We start from the raw sequence: 16208 nt of genomic DNA, 5'->3' as shown, positions 1-16208 counted from the left end.
TTCGACAATACTAATTTTACATTACCAAATTTACCTTATACGCACGACTAATGTTTTTGTGATTGAATTGCTTGTAAATATTTTTCGTTTACCCGGTCCCAGTTCACTGTATGCCACCAATTGGTAACAAATTCTGGACGCCGATTTTGATACTTTAAATAATAGGCGTGTTCCCATACATCGATAACGAGTAATGGAATTTTACCTTCTTGCAAAGGTGTATCTTGATTGGGTGTACTCATAACGGAAAGTTCCTCACCGTCCATAACAAGCCATCCATAGCCACTTCCAAAACGACTAATAGCTGCTTTGGAAAGTTGATCTTTTAAGTTGTCAAAGGTATTGAAATAATAATCAATTACTTTTGCAACGTCTCCATTAGGCTCACCGCCACCTCGCGGGCTCATTACTTCCCAAAAAAGACTATGACAATAGTGACCACCACCGTTATTTCTTACAGCTGTAACAATTTCCTTTGGTAAAACGTCTAAATTACATAGTAACTCTTCTAAAGACTTATTATGTAATTCCGTATAGTTTTCTAAAGCGGCATTCAAGTTATTTACGTATGTCGCATGATGTTTTCCATGATGAATGGAAAGCGTGTTGCTATCGATATATGGCTCTAGTTCATCGTAGTCATATGAAAGCTTTGGCAATTGAAATGAAGACATAACATTACCTCCTTTCTTTTTAAAAGTTGGTCTAGGTAAAAATAATTTACCTGAGTCAAAAATACACCTATTTTTTATGTAAGTCAATAGTAATGTCTTTAATTTTCTGAAAAATATTACAATAAAAGTAACACTTCGACTTTCATTTGTGACTCGTATTCTTTTTGCTTATACTGTAAAGTAGAACGTTTTGTTGAAATAGAAGGAGATCGTTTATGAGTAAAACGGAACAATTAATAGAGGAAGCGAGTCAGTTTATTACGATTTGCTATAAAGAGCTTAATAAAGAGCAATTCATAGAAGAGCGTGTGAAAGAAATTCAAGTTGAGATAGAGAAGACGGGGACGTATGAGCATACATTTGAAGAACTCGTTCATGGATCGCGCATGGCATGGCGTAATAGTAATCGATGTATCGGAAGACTATTTTGGAGTAAGATGCACATATTAGATGCACGTGAAGTAAAGGATGAGGAAGGCGTATATAATGCATTAATTCATCATATTAAATATGCAACGAACGATGGGAAAGTTAAACCGACAATTACAATTTTTAAGCAATATCAAGGTGAAGAAAATAATATACGAATTTATAATCACCAATTGATTCGATATGCAGGATATAAAACAGAAATGGGAGTGATTGGTGACTCTCATTCTGCTGCATTTACGGATTTTTGTCAGGAACTTGGGTGGCAAGGAGAAGGTACGAATTTCGATGTATTGCCACTTGTTTTTTCTGTCGATGGAAAAGAACCTGTATATAAAGAAATTCCTAAAAAAGAAGTGAAAGAGGTACCCATTGAACATCCAGAGTACCCAATCTCATCTTTAGGAGTAAAATGGTATGGGGTTCCAATGATTTCAGATATGCGCTTAGAAATTGGCGGTATTTCCTATACAGCCGCTCCGTTCAATGGATGGTATATGGGGACAGAGATTGGGGCGCGTAACTTAGCGGATCATGATCGTTATAATTTACTGCCGGCTGTTGCGGAGATTATGGAGTTAGATATATCGAGAAACGGTACGTTATGGAAAGACAAGGCACTAATTGAGTTGAATATTGCTGTATTACATTCCTTTAAAAAACAAGGAGTTAGTATTGTGGATCACCATACAGCTGCACAACAATTTCAACAATTTGAGAAGCAAGAAGCATCATGTGGTCGTGTTGTAACGGGCAATTGGGTGTGGCTCATTCCACCGTTGTCGCCAGCTACCACTCATATTTATCATAAACCGTATCCGAATGAAATTTTGAAGCCGAATTTCTTTCATAAATAGTTTGTAGTGCAGGGCATTTTCTGTAAAAATATAATTTTTTTTAATTACTGTTATGTAGCAAATGGAAGCCTTTACGCTCGGTTATTTTTGGAAGGGGCTTTTTGAACCAAGGAGTTCCTTATGTTATAATCAAATTTCTGTTTCGAAGACCTTATAGAAATATAAGGTCTTTTATTTTGCTTTTTTATGTAATAGGAATAGAAATTTTCTTTTAAATAAGGGATTTAGCATATTTTTAGGGACAACATAAGTGTGTAGAAAATTGATGAATTATTATGCTTATATAATCATTGTGTTTTGGATGTAAAAAATAAAACATAATAAAGTTGTTTTTTTAGATTGCTGAGGAAGGAGGAAGTGTAAATGAGAATGAAGAGTCGAAAAACGGATTGGCCTGTATTTCTTATTAGTGGTGGCTCACTTTTATTATTTGTAATTGCAGTTATTTTAAATAAAAGTTACGTAGAGGGAGTCATTAATAGCAGTTTTGCAGCTTCAATTAAATATTTTGGTGCCTTTTGGCAGGTTTTATTAATTGGTACATTTGTTGTTGCAATGTGTATGGCGTTTTCGAAATATGGGAGAGTTAAACTTGGGGGGCTAGAAAAACCTGAGATTAGTACGACAAAATGGCTCGCTATTATTATGTCTACATTACTTGCCGGAGGTGGCGTTTTTTGGGCAGCCGCAGAGCCGATGTACCACTTGATGACGGTGCCACCAATACATGAAGGTATAACTGCTGGAACGAAAGAAGCAGTCATGCCTGCTTTAGCACAAAGTTATATGCACTGGGGTTTCCTGGCTTGGACGATTTTAGGTACAATTAGTGCGGTAGTTATGATGTACGGACATTATCATAAAGGTATGCCGTTAAAACCTCGAACGCTTTTATATCCTATTTTTGGGGAGAAATTGCGAAAGAGTTGGCTTGGAACAATGATCGACGTATTTGCCATTATTGCGGTAGCTGCAGGGACGATTGGTCCGATCGGATTTTTAGGACTACAAGCAAGTTATGGATTACAAGCATTGTTTGACATTCCTGATGTGTTTACAACTCAATTAGCCATTATTGTTTGTGTAGTAGCTGTTTCTACTATATCTGCGGTAACGGGAATTGATAAAGGGATTCAAATTATAAGTAATTTAAATGTTAGGTTAGCAGTTTTATTAATGGCATTCGTATTACTGTTTGGACCAGGTGGATTTATTATTGATTCATTTGTTTCTTCATTTGGATTTTATATAAATGAATTTATTCCAATGAGCACATATCGTGGTGATACAACTTGGTTAGGATCATGGACAATCTTTTTCTGGGGATGGTTTATCGGATACGGACCGATGATGGCAATTTTAGTGAGCCGTATTTCAAGAGGAAGAACAATCCGAGAAATCATCGTTGCAATTGGAATTATTGCACCTATTATTACAACGTTTTGGTTTACTATACTAGGGGGATCAGGTGTGTTTTATGAGTTAATGAATCCTGGTTCTATCTCGACCGCATTAAGTGAATCTGGTATGCCAGCGGCTATGATTGCAATTACAGAGCAACTGCCACTATCTAATATTATTGGACCTGCATTTCTTTTATTAACAATTTTATTTGTAGTGACAACAGGAGATTCAATGGCTTATTCGATTTCAATGGCAGTGACTGGAGATGGAGATCCTAGAATTAGCTTGCGAGTGTTTTGGTCGCTTATTATGGGCGCAGTTGCAGCGATTCTTTTATACATGGGTGAGGGAAGTATTAATGCGCTGCAATCATTCATCGTAGTAACAGCTGTCCCGGTATCCATTCTGTTATTCCCAATGCTATGGCTAGCGCCAAAAGTTGCAGGGGAATTAGCATTACAACAAGGTGTTGTAAAAGAAGAAGAGAAAACTTCCTTCTTGTTCCAAAAAGCTAGCAAATCAAAATAAATAATTATATTTATATAAGAAGAGGAAGCATCTCATTTGAGATACTTCCTCTTTCCTATTTATCCAACTACTTTTCTTGAAGGATACAGTTTCAATCTATTCTAATACTTTATCTTTCGTCTCTGGGACACATAATAGATTTCAAAAGTTATTTCATTCTTCTTGACGTCTACTTCATTATTTTTCCATAATAAAACTAACTCATATAAAAAGGAATGAATCACAGATGCTAAATTTAGTACTTATGATGATTGAACGTGTCGGACTTATTGTTATTTTAGGATTTTTACTTTCTCATATTAAAACGTTCAGGCGCCTTCTTCATAGACAAGATGGGTATGTAGATAAACTTAAGCTTATTTGTATTTTTTCAGTGTTTACAATTGTTAGCAATTACACGGGAATTGAAATTGCAGGGAATACAATTATGAATGAAAATTGGCTACAAGGTGTTTCGTCATCTAGTACAATTGCCAATACACGTATTATGGGTGTTGGAATTAGTGGATTGCTTGGTGGTCCTATCGTCGGAATTGGAGTAGGATCGATTGCTGGTATTCACCGTTATATGCTTGGCGGGACGACAGCGCTAAGTTGTGCAATCTCGTCAATTTTAGCAGGTGTTATAACGGGGTATATTGGATACATTTTCAAAAAATATAATCGTGCAATTACGCCTAAATTTTCAGCGGTTTTAAGTGTGTTTATCGTTTCTTTAGAAATGATTATGATCCTATTAATTGTAGAGGATGGAATTAGCATCGTGAAAACAATTGCGATACCAATGATCCTTGTAAATAGTTTTGGAAGTTTTATTTTACTTTCTATGATACAAGCTATTTTACGCCAGGAAGAAAATGCGAAAGCTTTGCAAACGCATAAAGTATTACGAATTGCTGACAAAACATTGCCATATTTCCGCAAAGGATTAACAGAAGAGTCTTGTAAACATGTGGCACAAATTATTCACCGTTTTACGGGAACGGATGCGGTATCCTTAACAGATACAGAGAAAATATTAGCTCACGTTGGATTAGCATCAGATCATCATATTCCTTCACACAGTTTAATAACAGGTTTATCGAAAAAGGTTTTACATACAGGGAAAATAATGAAAGCGAAATCACGTGAGGTTATTAATTGCCAACATGAAGGCTGTCCTCTGCAAGCAGCTATTGTTATTCCATTAACTTCACATGAAAATACGATAGGGACATTAAAACTGTATTTCAAGAACCCTAACCAGTTAAGTCGTGTTGAAGAGGAACTAGCAGAAGGATTAGCAAAAATATTTTCCACGCAGCTTGAATTAGGTGAAGCTGAGTTGCAAAGCAAATTATTACAAGATGCAGAGATAAAGGCATTACAAGCACAAATTAACCCGCACTTTTTATTTAATGCAATTAATACCGTATCAGCTTTATGCCGAACAGATGTAGAAAAAGCGAGAAAATTATTATTGCAGCTTAGCGTTTATTTTCGTTGTAATTTACAAGGGGCACGCCAATTGCTTATTCCATTAGAACAAGAGTTAAATCATGTACATGCATATTTATCGTTAGAACAAGCGAGGTTTCCGAATAAGTATGAAGTGAAGATGTACATTGAGGAAGAGTTAAAGACGACCTTAGTTCCACCATTTGTACTTCAGCTATTAGTTGAAAATGCATTGCGCCATGCTTTTCCGAAAAAGCAACCAGTGTGCGAAGTTGAGGTACATGTGTTTGAAAAGGAGGGGATGGTGCATTTTGAAGTGCAAGATAATGGACAAGGAATTGAGAGTGAACGTCTAGGACAATTAGGAAAAATGGTAGTCCCATCAAAGAAAGGGACTGGAACAGCTTTATATAATATTAATGAACGACTTATCGGGTTATTTGGGAAAGAGACAATGCTTCAAATTGAAAGTGAATTAGAGCAAGGGACGAAGATCCTCTTTGTAATCCCGAAAAAAATAGGGGAGGAAAAACGGAGTGTTAAAAATATTAGTAGTTGATGATGAAATGTTAGCGCGTGATGAATTAAAATATTTATTAGAGCAAACGAAAGAAGTAGAGATAGTTGGTGAGGCTGATTGTGTAGAGGATGCATTAGAAGAGCTAATGAAAAACAAACCAGATATTGTTTTCCTAGACATTCAGTTATCTGATGATAACGGATTTGAAATCGCAAATATATTAAAGAAGATGAAAAATCCGCCTGCAATTGTGTTTGCGACTGCCTACGATCAATACGCACTCCAAGCATTTGAAGTAGATGCGTTAGACTATATTTTAAAGCCATTTGATGAAGAACGTATCGTACAGACATTAAAGAAATATAAAAAGCAAAAACAAATTAAATTAGAAACAAAACAGGAAGTAAAGAGTGTAGACGTAACGACTGAGATGCATAAATTAGCATTACCAATTGAAGAATCGATTGTACTTGTGAATATTGAAGATATTATATATGTAGGACTTGTGGACGGAAAAGTGACAGTAAAAACGATGAGAGAAACATATATAACACATGATACACTTGTCATTTTGGAAAAGAAGTTGCCGCAAGCAAGTTTTATGCGTGTCCATCGTAGTTTTATTGCAAATATTAATCATATTACGGAAATACAACCATGGTTCAATTCTACATATAATTTATTTATGAGAGAAGGATCAAAAGTACCTGTTAGCCGTACATATGCAAAAGAACTCAAAAAGCTACTTCGTATTTAAGAAGTAGCTTTTTGTATTTCATCTGCCTATTTTTGTAACTAATTTTGTATATTTGACGTTCTATTTTGCAAACGCTTACAGTTTTGTTTGTATCTTATACAATAAAGGTACCAAATCGAAAGAGGTGGCCAAAATGAGTACGAAAAAAGTATATAGTTTCTTATCACAAGCATTCATATTTTCAGCTATTATGTTAGTTTCTAATATTATTGCAACGCATTTACCAATTCCGATGCCTTCATCGGTGATCGGATTAGTCATTTTATTTAGCTTATTATGTTTGAAAATTATTAAATTGGAACAAGTTGAATCACTCGGAACGGCTTTAACAGGTATTATCGGATTCCTTTTCGTTCCATCAGGTATTTCAGTTATTAATTCTCTCGGTGTAATGGGACAATATTTTGTACAAATTCTAACTGTAATTGTTGTCGCAACAATTATTTTACTCGCTGTAACAGGGCTATTTGCACAATTCATTTTAGGAAAAGAAGACAAACAAACAGAAGATACAAAAGAATTGAAAGTAGTAAATAAAGGACGCAAGCACGGAAAAGTTGCGTAACCAATTTAGCGTATATATTGTTAGGAGGGAATGAACATGGCAAGCACAATGACTCCATATTTCGGAATTGTCGTTTCATTAATCGCATACGGAATCGGAACATTATTATTTAAGCATTCAAAAGGATTCTTCTTATTCACACCATTATTCGTAGCGATGGTATTAGGAATTGTCTTTCTAAAGGTAGGTAATTTTACTTTCGAAGAGTATAATACTGGTGGGAAAATGATTAGTTTCTTCCTAGAACCAGCAACAATCGCGTTTGCAATTCCATTATATAAACAAGTTGATAAGTTAAAAAAATATTGGTGGCAAATTTTATCGGCTATCGTAGTTGGATCTATTTGCTCAGTCATTGTCGTGTTCATTGTTGCAAAAGCAATTGGTCTAGATACAGCAGTAATGAATTCAATGTTACCACAAGCAGCAACAACAGCAATTGCGTTACCAATCTCTGAAAGTATTGGTGGTATACCAGCAATTACATCGTTTGCAGTTATTTTTAATGCAGTTATTGTATACGCATTAGGAGCATTATTCTTAAAAACATTTAGAGTAAAACATCCAATTGCAAAAGGTTTAGCACTTGGAACAGCAGGTCACGCATTAGGAGTGGCAGTAGGAATTGAAATGGGTGAAGTAGAGGCTGCTATGGCAAGTATTGCTGTAACAGTAGTGGGAGTTGTAACTGTAGTTGTCATACCGATGTTTATGCCATTCATTGGCTAGTAAAACTTACTTAAAAAAATGAGAAAAGCAAGCTATTTGTAGGGCGGATTTCTACTGATAGCTTGCTTTTTATGTTACAGTAGTGGTAAGACCTATCTTAATAAAATGTAAGTTTCCTTAAATCTTCATTAATACTGTGTAGAATACGTTTTGAATTAGGTCATTGTATTGTAAAATAAGAAGTAAGCTACTATAGGATCTGCTAAGGGAGATCTATAATAAGCTTATAAAAATCTTTATATGAATGAATAAGTAAAGGTAGAGAAGAGAGAAAAAATCTACTTATTAACGTTTTACTTTATAGGACAGGAGAGAGTACTCGTCGATTATGCAAATAAAAAACCTGTTTCAAAGCAAAGGATTTCAGAGGTTTCTCGTATTAGTAATACTTGCTCTCGTGTTATACGGGCTGCAAAGTATGTTGAATCTAATTTTAATTACGTTTATTCTCACGTATTTAATGGATCGATTCCAAAAGTTTATTTCTCGTAAATTAGATCATTTTATGCCCATTAATAGGAAAATTATTATAGCATTTCTATATGTAATGTTAATTGGTGGAATTGCTATTACGCTATTTAAATATTTACCAGTATTAACGATACAAATTTCACAATTGATTTATCAATTTAATGTATTTTTAAGAAACCCACCAGATAGTGAATTAATTAAGTATGCAGTGAATGCTGTCAATCATATGGAACTGTCGAAGTATGTAGGACAAGGCGTTGACATTTTGTATAAATCGATTACGAATGTTGGGAAATTTGGCCTTCAAGTGTTACTTTCTTTAATTTTAAGTTTATTTTTCTTATTGGAAAAAGCTCGTATCGTTGCTTTTACTGCAAAATTTAAAGAAAGCCGACTTGCAATTTTCTATACTGAAATTGAGTACTTCGGTAAGAAATTTGCACGTTCATTCGGAAAAGTAATCGAAGCACAATTTTTAATTGCAGTTGTTAACTGTGTTTTATCCGTTATTGCACTATGGATATTAGGATTCCCGCAATTATTAGGTTTAGCGTTAATGATCTTCTTACTCGGTTTAATTCCAGTAGCTGGGGTTATCATTTCGTTATTCCCGCTTTGTATGATTGCTTACAATATCGGCGGTATTATGTACGTTGTGTATATTTTAGTTATCGTAACAGTGATTCACGCACTTGAAAGTTACGTGTTAAATCCGAAGTTTATGTCGCAAAAAACAAACTTACCGATCTTCTATACATTTATGGTATTAATCTTCTCAGAACACTTCTTAGGTGTATGGGGGTTAATTATCGGTATTCCAATCTTCATTTTCTTATTAGATGTCTTAGATGTGACAAGTGATGAAATGGAGAATGACGCCAAAAAAATAAAGTGAAGTAAAGAAAAAGCATCGATGTTCGATGCTTTTTCTTTTATAACATGACGTTCCTTATGCCATACTGTAAGAAGAACATAGAATAGGGGTGAAAGAATGGCTGTAAATGAAAAGGTAGAGTTAGCTACATTTGCTGGAGGGTGCTTCTGGTGTATGGTTTCACCATTTGAAGAGATGGAAGGAATTATAGAGGTTGTTTCTGGCTATACAGGTGGTCATAAAGAGAGTCCAACATATAAAGAAGTATGTTCAGAAACGACGGGACATTATGAGGCAGTACAAATTACATTTGATGCAAATAAAATGCCGTATGAGGAGTTATTAAATATATATTGGAGACAAATTGATCCGACTGATGTAGGTGGGCAATTCCACGACCGCGGACAGTCTTACGAAACAGTGATTTTTTATCATAATGAAGAACAACATAAAAAAGCAGATGCTTCAAAAGAAGAACTTGCAAAGAGTGGACGCTTTTCAAAGCCAATTGCGACAAAAATATTGCCAGCAGCTACGTTTTATCCGGCTGAAGACTATCACCAAGGATATCATAAGAAAAATACATTCCGCTACGAGCTATACCGTAAAGGCTCGGGACGAGATGCTTTTATTAAGCAACATTGGCCAAAAGATAATACTCATTTAAAAGAAAAACTAAATGAGATGCAGTTTTATGTAACGCAGGAAAATGGTACAGAACCACCATTTCGAAATGAGTATTGGAATCATAAAGAAGAAGGACTTTATGTAGACATCGTTTCAGGAGAACCGTTATTTACTTCTTTAGATAAGTTTGATAGCGGTTGTGGATGGCCTAGTTTTACGAAGCCAGTTATGTCAGCTAGTGTGAAAGAAAAAATGGATGTGAGTCATAATATGACGCGTACAGAGGTGAGAAGTAAGGAAGGAGATTCACATCTTGGGCACGTATTTCCAGACGGTCCAGGACCAGAGGGTCTTCGTTATTGTATTAACTCCGCAGCCCTTCGATTTATTCCAAAAGAGGAATTAGAGAAAGAAGGCTATGGTGATTTCCTAATCTTATTCGGAAATAAAAAATAACCTCGCAGTTAGCGAGGTTATTTTTTTGTTATTTTGCTTGTTTCTTTTTAAATTTGCTTAATACTTCATAAACGATTGGAACAATAAGAAGTGTTAATAACGTTGAACTTGTTAATCCACCAATTACTGTTACACCAAGCCCTTTAGAAATTAAGCCGCTACCTTCAAATCCTAATGCAAGCGGGATAAGAGCCCCGATTGTTGCAATTGCAGTCATTAAAATCGGGCGAAGGCGTGTTACACCAGCTTCTAATAAAGCTTCACGTGTTGATAGACCTTCATTTTCTTTATGAATAACGCGGTCAATAAGCACGATTGCGTTTGTTACAACGATACCGATTAACATAAGCGCACCAATCATTGCAGATACACTTAATGTCTCACCAGAGATTAATAAGGCAACAAGAGCCCCAATAATTGTGAATGGTAGCGAGAATAAAATTGCGAATGGTGCAAGGGCACCGCCAAATGTAACGACAAGAACGAAGTATACAATGGCAATCGCAGCTAACATCGCTAAGCCAAGTTGCTTGAATGATTCTTCAATATCTTTTGTAACGCCGCCCATAGAAACATCTACGCCAGAAGGAAGATCCATTTTATCTACTTCTTTTTGAACCGCGGCAGATGCTTTTGAAACATCATCAGATGTTAGTTTTGCACTTACTTCTGCATAAACACGGCCATCGCGGTGTTTCACTGTATTTGAAGTTTCTCCTTCTTTTACAGTCATCACATCTTTCACAGCCACTTCGTTACCAAGTGGTGTTGTAAGTTTTCGATTGGTTAAGTCATCTATAGTTTCATAATTTTGTTTTTCAGCTTCTACATATACATTGACATCTTTACCGTCTTTTTTTATTGTTGTGAGAACAGGGCGATCGTGTGGATTAGAAAGTCCCATCCCAATTTGTGCAGCCGTTAGACCCATCTTACTTAGTTTTTCCTGATCTGCGACTAAAGTGTACTCTGCATATGTTTTTGCAATACTAGAGTCTATATCTTTTAAGTCTTTATTTTTCTTCATGATATTTTGAATATCTTTTACGACAGGTTTAATGTCTTCTGAGCTATCTCCGTAAACGTATAGTTTAATTTCATTACTACCGCCACTCGCTCCGAAATCTTGGTTTTTCCATTCGCCTTTTCCAGACATCTTCTGTAAATCTTTTACGACTTGTTCTTTCTCTTTTTCGAAGTTTTTCGTATCGTTATCATATTGCACGAAGAACATTGCTTGATTTGATTGACCAGGACTCATTGGATTTTCTCCGCCTAATGAGAACTGAATTGTTTTCACGTCTTTATTATCTTGGAAGTGCTTCTCAGCTTTCGTTGCAATTTTTTCAACGTCTTCTAACGTTTGACCTGGTTCAGGGTTGTACGTTGTAATGATCATTTTTTCTTCTTCAGATGGTAAGAAGCTTACACCGATAACTGGCACAAGTGCAAGACTACCAACTAATAGAAGGACAGCGATACTTGATGTAATGATTTTATGATTTAAAGCCCATGCAAGTATACGTTTATATCCATTTGCTAATTTACTTGGTTTTTCTTCATGATGTACTTCTTTTTCCCTCATGCTCTCTTTCTTAAATAAAGAGTGAGCTAGCATTGGTACGATTGTAACTGCTACTAGTAACGATGCTAATAAAGCGAAGACAATAGTTAAGGCGAATGGTAAGAACATTTCACCAATCATACCTTTTACTAGTCCAAGCGGTAAAAATACAGCAATTGTTACAATGGTAGAAGACATAATTGGGATGAACATTTCCTTCGTAGCTTCACGAATTAAATCTTTCCCGCGCAGTTTCTCTTCTGATAACGACATTCGTCGGTAAATATTTTCAATAACAACAATGGAATCATCCACAACGCGCCCGATAGCGACTGTCATTGCTCCGAGTGTCATAATGTTAAGTGTAATATCCATTTGTTTTATGACTAATACAGCTATTAATAAAGAAAGTGGTATGGAAACGACAGAGATTAATGTTGTTCGGATATTTCGTAGGAACAGCATAATAATAACAATCGCAAAGATAGCACCGAAAATAGCTTTGCTCAGCATAGTTTCTACTGATTTCTCAATAGGTGCACCTTGGTCGAATGTTGAAATAATCTCTAAGTCTTTATATTTTTTCTCAAGTTCTTTTACTTTATCCTTAACTGCATTTACAACATCAACTGTATTCGCATCAGCAGCTTTTACAATTTGAATTCCAATTGCTTCTTTTCCATTTGTACGGGAAATAGATTCTGCTTTTCCGACTTCTTTAATGTCAGCAATTTCGTCTAATGTAACTGTCGGAATCCCGTTCATAGCAGCTGGGTTCATTTGCGGCATTTGTGCACCAGCACCAGCATTTTGATTACCTTGACCGCTCGGTGATGAAGGTATAGCCGGAATCTTTAATTCTTTTAATGCTTTCATTGTCGTAATATTTCCATCTACAACAACTGATTTTTCCGTGTCTTTAAATGTATATAAGCCAAGTGGTAAAGATACGTCCGATCCTTTAATTACATTTTTTACAGTATCTTCACTTAAACCTAATTCTTTCATCTTATCTTTCTTGAAGACAAGTTGTACTTCATCTACTTGTTGACCTGAAATTTGAACAGATGCGACCCCATCAAGTCCTTTTAATCCTGGAACAACATTTTTTTCTACATTTTCAGTTAAGGTAGCTAAAGATTCATTTTTACTTGCTACGCTTAACGAAATAACAGGAAAGGCATTGAAGTTTACACGTGAAACTTTCGGATCCTTTACGCCTTCTGGCATTTTCACATTTGCGAGAGCTTCTTTAATTTCGGTTTCGGCCTTTTCCATATTTTTATCAAAATCATATTCTACCTGAATAGAAGATGCGTTTTGAAAAGATGATGAACTAACAACATTTACACCACTTAAATTTTGTAGTTGCTCTTCCATCGGTTTTGAAACTTTATCAGCTACTTCTTCCGGTGTAGCACCAGGATAAACCGTAGTTACTGTTACAATTGGTGTTGTAATATCAGGAATTGTTTCCAGCTTCATGTTCAGCCCAGAATAAATACCTGCAATGGTAACGATAATGGTTAGTAGCCAAACCGCGAACTTATTTTTTAACGAGAAATTAATGATTTTGTTCATGTTTGCGCTCCCTTTGTATTGTATTGACCAACTGGTCAGTCTAATACATAATATAACTGACTGATTGGTCAGTAGTCAATGAAAAGAGATGGTATAATAAAAGCGAAACTTTAATCAGTGAATAATTTATTATCTGTAAATAGCGAGATATATTTATGGTAAGATGCGAGATTAAATTTAGGAGAGACAATATGAAAGAAAAAGAGCGCTTAATTATAGAGTTGGCTATGAAGTTATTTGCGAATAAGGGTGTAAATGCGACATCAGTGCAGGAAATTGTGACAGCTTGCGGTATATCTAAGGGAGCTTTCTATTTATATTTTAAATCGAAAGACGAGCTTTTATTGGCGACACTTCGATATTATTATGACAAGATTCAAAATAAAATGATGGATATTGAAAAAGAATCGTTATTGCCGCGTGAAAAATTCACAAAGCAATTGCATTGTCAGTTTAACGATATACAAAAGCATAAAGAATTTATTATTATGCATGCACGGGAAAATGCTATTCCTTTTAATAAAGATGTGGAAGAATTTATGATGCGGATGAAATTGGAGTCCCACGCATTTTATCGGAATAGTTTATTGTCCATTTATGGTGAAAAGGTTATGCCATATTTATTAGATTTAGTAATTATGGTAGAAGGGATCTACCGCGGATATTTAGAATTAATTATTCTACAGGCTCCAGAAATTGATTTATCTTATGTCTCTGCTTTTATTTTGAAAAGGGTGGATGATTTAGTAGATGGATTGGTAGAATCCTCAGAAGAACCCGTGTTACATGAAGAAAAGCTTGGGGAGTTCCTTTGTAAATCAGAGCTTATTAAAGAGCAGGTGAAGGAACATTTTTTAAAGGAAATTATTGTTTTTAAACGCACATTAGCTGATCAACTTGAAGATGAGGAATTGCTTGTTACATTAGATGTCTTGGAGGCAGAAATGAGAATGCAAAATCCAAGAATTCCAGTTATCCAAGGGATGTTGTTTAATTTAGAAGCATATCCAACTTTAAAAGAATTTCGTTTGAGGCTCATGGGCTATTACAATATAAAAAGGTAACAATGATAGTTCTCATTGTTACCTTTTTTATTATGCATTCACTGTTTCTTTTGTTTGTGTAGTCTCTTCTTGCTCAATATTGATTGTCTCTTTTACGATATAAATCGGACGGTTCTTACTTTCGTCATAAATACGAGCAATATATTGGCCGACGATTCCAAGACCAAGTAACTGAATGCCGCTAAAGAATGTAATAGCGACCATAATAGACGCCCAACCTGTTTGCGTACCAGTGCCAATAATTTTTACAGTAATTGTATATAGTAAGACAATTATTGAAATGAGAACTGATAATAAACCTATAGACATAACGATACGTAATGGCTTTGTTGAAAATGCAATAATGCCATCAGATGCAAATTTAATCATTTTCTTTAATGGATATTTTGTTTCACCAGCAAAGCGCTCATCGCGTTCATATTCAACATAAGTTTGGCGGAAGCCAACCCAAGACATCATACCGCGGATGAAGCGATTGCGCTCAGTCATTTGATTGAAAACATCAGCTACTTTACGGTCGATGATTCGGAAATCACCAGTATCTTTTGGGATATCGATATCAGACATGTAGTTTAAGAATTTATAGAAATATTTAGCTGTTAAAAGTTTAAACCAAGTTTCACCTTTACGTTGTTTACGTTTTGCATAAACAACTTCATATCCTTCTTCCCATTTTGCAATAAGTTCAGGAATAACTTCAGGTGGATCTTGTAAGTCTGCATCGATAATTACAATAGCATCACCTTTTGCAGCAGCAATACCAGCTGTAACGGCAACTTGATGTCCAAAGTTACGTGCGAAATTAACGATTTTTGTTCGGTAATCATTTGCTGCAATCTCAGACAAAATCTCCATTGTACGGTCTGTGCTACCGTCGTTTACAAAGACAAATTCATAGTTAATATTATTTTGAAGCATAACGGACTTTAGACGGTTATAACATTCCTGTGCTACTTCTTCCTCGAAGTACATAGGAACTACAACCGAAATTAATTTTTGCATGTTGTATCCTCCGTAGTTTTAATAAGTTATTCAAGTTTAATTAGTAGCCTTTTCAGTTTGGTTGAATGTCCAAATTTTATTAAGAACAAAATTTATAACCATTCCGACACCAATTGCAAAGATTTGTGCAATTAATGCATTAAAGGTAAGTTTATCTACTAATATAAATAAACATAATGTATTAAAAGCCAATACAATTAAATTTACAGTTAGAAATTTAAAGAACATTGACGTGCTTTTATTATTAGGTTTAAACACCCAATTCTTGTTCCAATAGTAGCTATTGGCAACACCAATTAAATAGGCAATGGTATTCGCAATAAGGTAGTTCATCCCAAATTTTAATAATATCCAAAAGCTAATAATTGTAATGAGCGTATTAAAGATTCCTACTAAACCAAACTTTAAGAGTTTCTCCATAATAGTATCCTCATCTTTATAAAATATATAAATAAAACAGGAAATGTAGAAAGGTTATCTACATAACAACTATCAATTATAGCATAGTTTATATTGAAACGTTAATGCAATTGAGTAAATCTAATGTTTTTGTAATTTAAACGTATAATCGGATGTATATAAGTTTATTTTTATAACCGCTTATTCAATTGATTAAATATGAAGAATTGAATATGGAAATATCAACCTGATTCATGTATAGTGATGTGT

General features: G+C 35.0%; 13 protein-coding genes. 9 read left to right on the top strand and 4 right to left on the bottom strand.

The genetic code is table 11. From position 1 onward, the window contains the following. Positions 1 to 47: 47 nt before the first annotated feature. Entirely contained in the window at positions 48 to 674 is a 627-nt protein-coding gene (gene sodA, locus ACTFOB_RS19500) for a superoxide dismutase (RefSeq protein ID WP_242240662.1), read from the bottom strand. A 215-nt stretch (positions 675 to 889) separates the two neighbouring features. Between sodA and ACTFOB_RS19495 the strand changes: the two genes are divergently transcribed. The 8 genes from ACTFOB_RS19495 (at position 890) to msrB (ending at position 10328) form a co-directional block, all read left to right on the top strand. Continuing rightward, positions 890 to 1960, top strand: a complete 1071-nt coding sequence (locus tag ACTFOB_RS19495; protein ID WP_440027422.1) for a nitric oxide synthase oxygenase — start codon at positions 890 to 892, stop codon at positions 1958 to 1960. Positions 1961 to 2323: 363 nt separating this feature from the next. Next, positions 2324 to 3892, top strand: coding sequence for a BCCT family transporter (locus ACTFOB_RS19490; protein WP_440027424.1), 1569 nt, complete (start codon positions 2324 to 2326; stop codon positions 3890 to 3892). 226 nt (positions 3893 to 4118) lie between these two features. Then, positions 4119 to 5888 carry a two-component system sensor histidine kinase LytS gene (gene lytS, locus ACTFOB_RS19485; protein ID WP_440027426.1) on the top strand — a complete coding sequence of 590 codons (1770 nt, stop codon included), beginning with the start codon at positions 4119 to 4121 and terminating at the stop codon, positions 5886 to 5888. Further along, a complete protein-coding gene (locus ACTFOB_RS19480) occupies positions 5866 to 6606 on the top strand; it encodes a LytR/AlgR family response regulator transcription factor (protein ID WP_440027428.1) in 741 nt (246 codons plus the stop codon). Before lytS ends, ACTFOB_RS19480 begins: the two co-directional genes overlap by 23 nt. 133 nt (positions 6607 to 6739) lie before the next feature. Beyond that, the gene (lrgA, locus tag ACTFOB_RS19475) at positions 6740 to 7171 is read left to right on the top strand and encodes an antiholin-like murein hydrolase modulator LrgA (RefSeq protein WP_151630102.1); all 432 of its coding nucleotides are present in this window, start codon (positions 6740 to 6742) and stop codon (positions 7169 to 7171) included. 36 nt (positions 7172 to 7207) lie between these two features. After that, complete coding sequence (gene lrgB, locus ACTFOB_RS19470) at positions 7208 to 7900, top strand: antiholin-like protein LrgB (protein WP_000168869.1); 693 nt, start codon at positions 7208 to 7210, stop codon at positions 7898 to 7900. A 328-nt stretch (positions 7901 to 8228) separates the two neighbouring features. Then, the gene (locus ACTFOB_RS19465) at positions 8229 to 9266 is read left to right on the top strand and encodes an AI-2E family transporter (RefSeq protein ID WP_440027431.1); all 1038 of its coding nucleotides are present in this window, start codon (positions 8229 to 8231) and stop codon (positions 9264 to 9266) included. A 96-nt stretch (positions 9267 to 9362) separates the two neighbouring features. Then, positions 9363 to 10328, top strand: a complete 966-nt coding sequence (gene msrB, locus ACTFOB_RS19460; RefSeq protein WP_440027433.1) for a peptide-methionine (R)-S-oxide reductase MsrB — start codon at positions 9363 to 9365, stop codon at positions 10326 to 10328. Positions 10329 to 10356: 28 nt separating this feature from the next. On the opposite strand, the gene ACTFOB_RS19455 is transcribed toward msrB, so the two are convergent. Beyond that, a complete protein-coding gene (locus tag ACTFOB_RS19455; RefSeq protein ID WP_440027436.1) occupies positions 10357 to 13473 on the bottom strand; it encodes an efflux RND transporter permease subunit in 3117 nt (1038 codons plus the stop codon). 191 nt (positions 13474 to 13664) lie between these two features. Here ACTFOB_RS19455 and ACTFOB_RS19450 point away from each other — a divergent pair, with 191 nt between their 5' ends. Then, positions 13665 to 14537: a TetR/AcrR family transcriptional regulator gene (locus ACTFOB_RS19450; RefSeq protein ID WP_440027437.1), complete on the top strand. Its 873-nt coding sequence runs from the start codon at positions 13665 to 13667 to the stop codon at positions 14535 to 14537. A gap of 30 nt (positions 14538 to 14567) precedes the next feature. Here ACTFOB_RS19450 and ACTFOB_RS19445 read toward each other — a convergent pair whose 3' ends face one another. Both ACTFOB_RS19445 and ACTFOB_RS19440 read right to left on the bottom strand, forming a co-directional pair. After that, positions 14568 to 15539 carry a glycosyltransferase family 2 protein gene (locus tag ACTFOB_RS19445; protein WP_440027439.1) on the bottom strand — a complete coding sequence of 324 codons (972 nt, stop codon included), beginning with the start codon at positions 15537 to 15539 and terminating at the stop codon, positions 14568 to 14570. A 36-nt stretch (positions 15540 to 15575) separates the two neighbouring features. Beyond that, positions 15576 to 15959, bottom strand: a complete 384-nt coding sequence (locus tag ACTFOB_RS19440) for a GtrA family protein (protein ID WP_000413281.1) — start codon at positions 15957 to 15959, stop codon at positions 15576 to 15578. Positions 15960 to 16208 lie beyond the last annotated feature (249 nt).

Origin of the sequence: Bacillus cereus group sp. MYBK79-1, from assembly GCF_051915365.1 — a bacterium.
Taxonomy (GTDB): Bacteria; Bacillota; Bacilli; order Bacillales; family Bacillaceae_G; genus Bacillus_A.
The sequence above is the reverse complement of the archived record's forward strand: the minus strand, read 5'-3'. Positions and strand labels throughout refer to the sequence as shown.

Excerpts from the sequence above, each read along its gene's own strand:
- ACTFOB_RS19455 (WP_440027436.1), bottom strand. The coding sequence starts at position 13,473 with ATGAACAAAATCATTAATTTCTCGTTAAAAAATAAGTTCGCGGTTTGG.
- ACTFOB_RS19450 (WP_440027437.1), top strand. The coding sequence starts at position 13,665 with ATGAAAGAAAAAGAGCGCTTAATTATAGAGTTGGCTATGAAGTTATTT.
- lrgA (WP_151630102.1), top strand. The coding sequence starts at position 6,740 with ATGAGTACGAAAAAAGTATATAGTTTCTTATCACAAGCATTCATATTT.
- ACTFOB_RS19495 (WP_440027422.1), top strand. The coding sequence starts at position 890 with ATGAGTAAAACGGAACAATTAATAGAGGAAGCGAGTCAGTTTATTACG.
- sodA (WP_242240662.1), bottom strand. The coding sequence starts at position 674 with ATGTCTTCATTTCAATTGCCAAAGCTTTCATATGACTACGATGAACTA.
- lytS (WP_440027426.1), top strand. The coding sequence starts at position 4,119 with ATGCTAAATTTAGTACTTATGATGATTGAACGTGTCGGACTTATTGTT.
- ACTFOB_RS19445 (WP_440027439.1), bottom strand. The coding sequence starts at position 15,539 with ATGCAAAAATTAATTTCGGTTGTAGTTCCTATGTACTTCGAGGAAGAA.
- msrB (WP_440027433.1), top strand. The coding sequence starts at position 9,363 with ATGGCTGTAAATGAAAAGGTAGAGTTAGCTACATTTGCTGGAGGGTGC.
- lrgB (WP_000168869.1), top strand. The coding sequence starts at position 7,208 with ATGGCAAGCACAATGACTCCATATTTCGGAATTGTCGTTTCATTAATC.
- ACTFOB_RS19490 (WP_440027424.1), top strand. The coding sequence starts at position 2,324 with ATGAGAATGAAGAGTCGAAAAACGGATTGGCCTGTATTTCTTATTAGT.
- ACTFOB_RS19440 (WP_000413281.1), bottom strand. The coding sequence starts at position 15,959 with ATGGAGAAACTCTTAAAGTTTGGTTTAGTAGGAATCTTTAATACGCTC.
- ACTFOB_RS19465 (WP_440027431.1), top strand. The coding sequence starts at position 8,229 with ATGCAAATAAAAAACCTGTTTCAAAGCAAAGGATTTCAGAGGTTTCTC.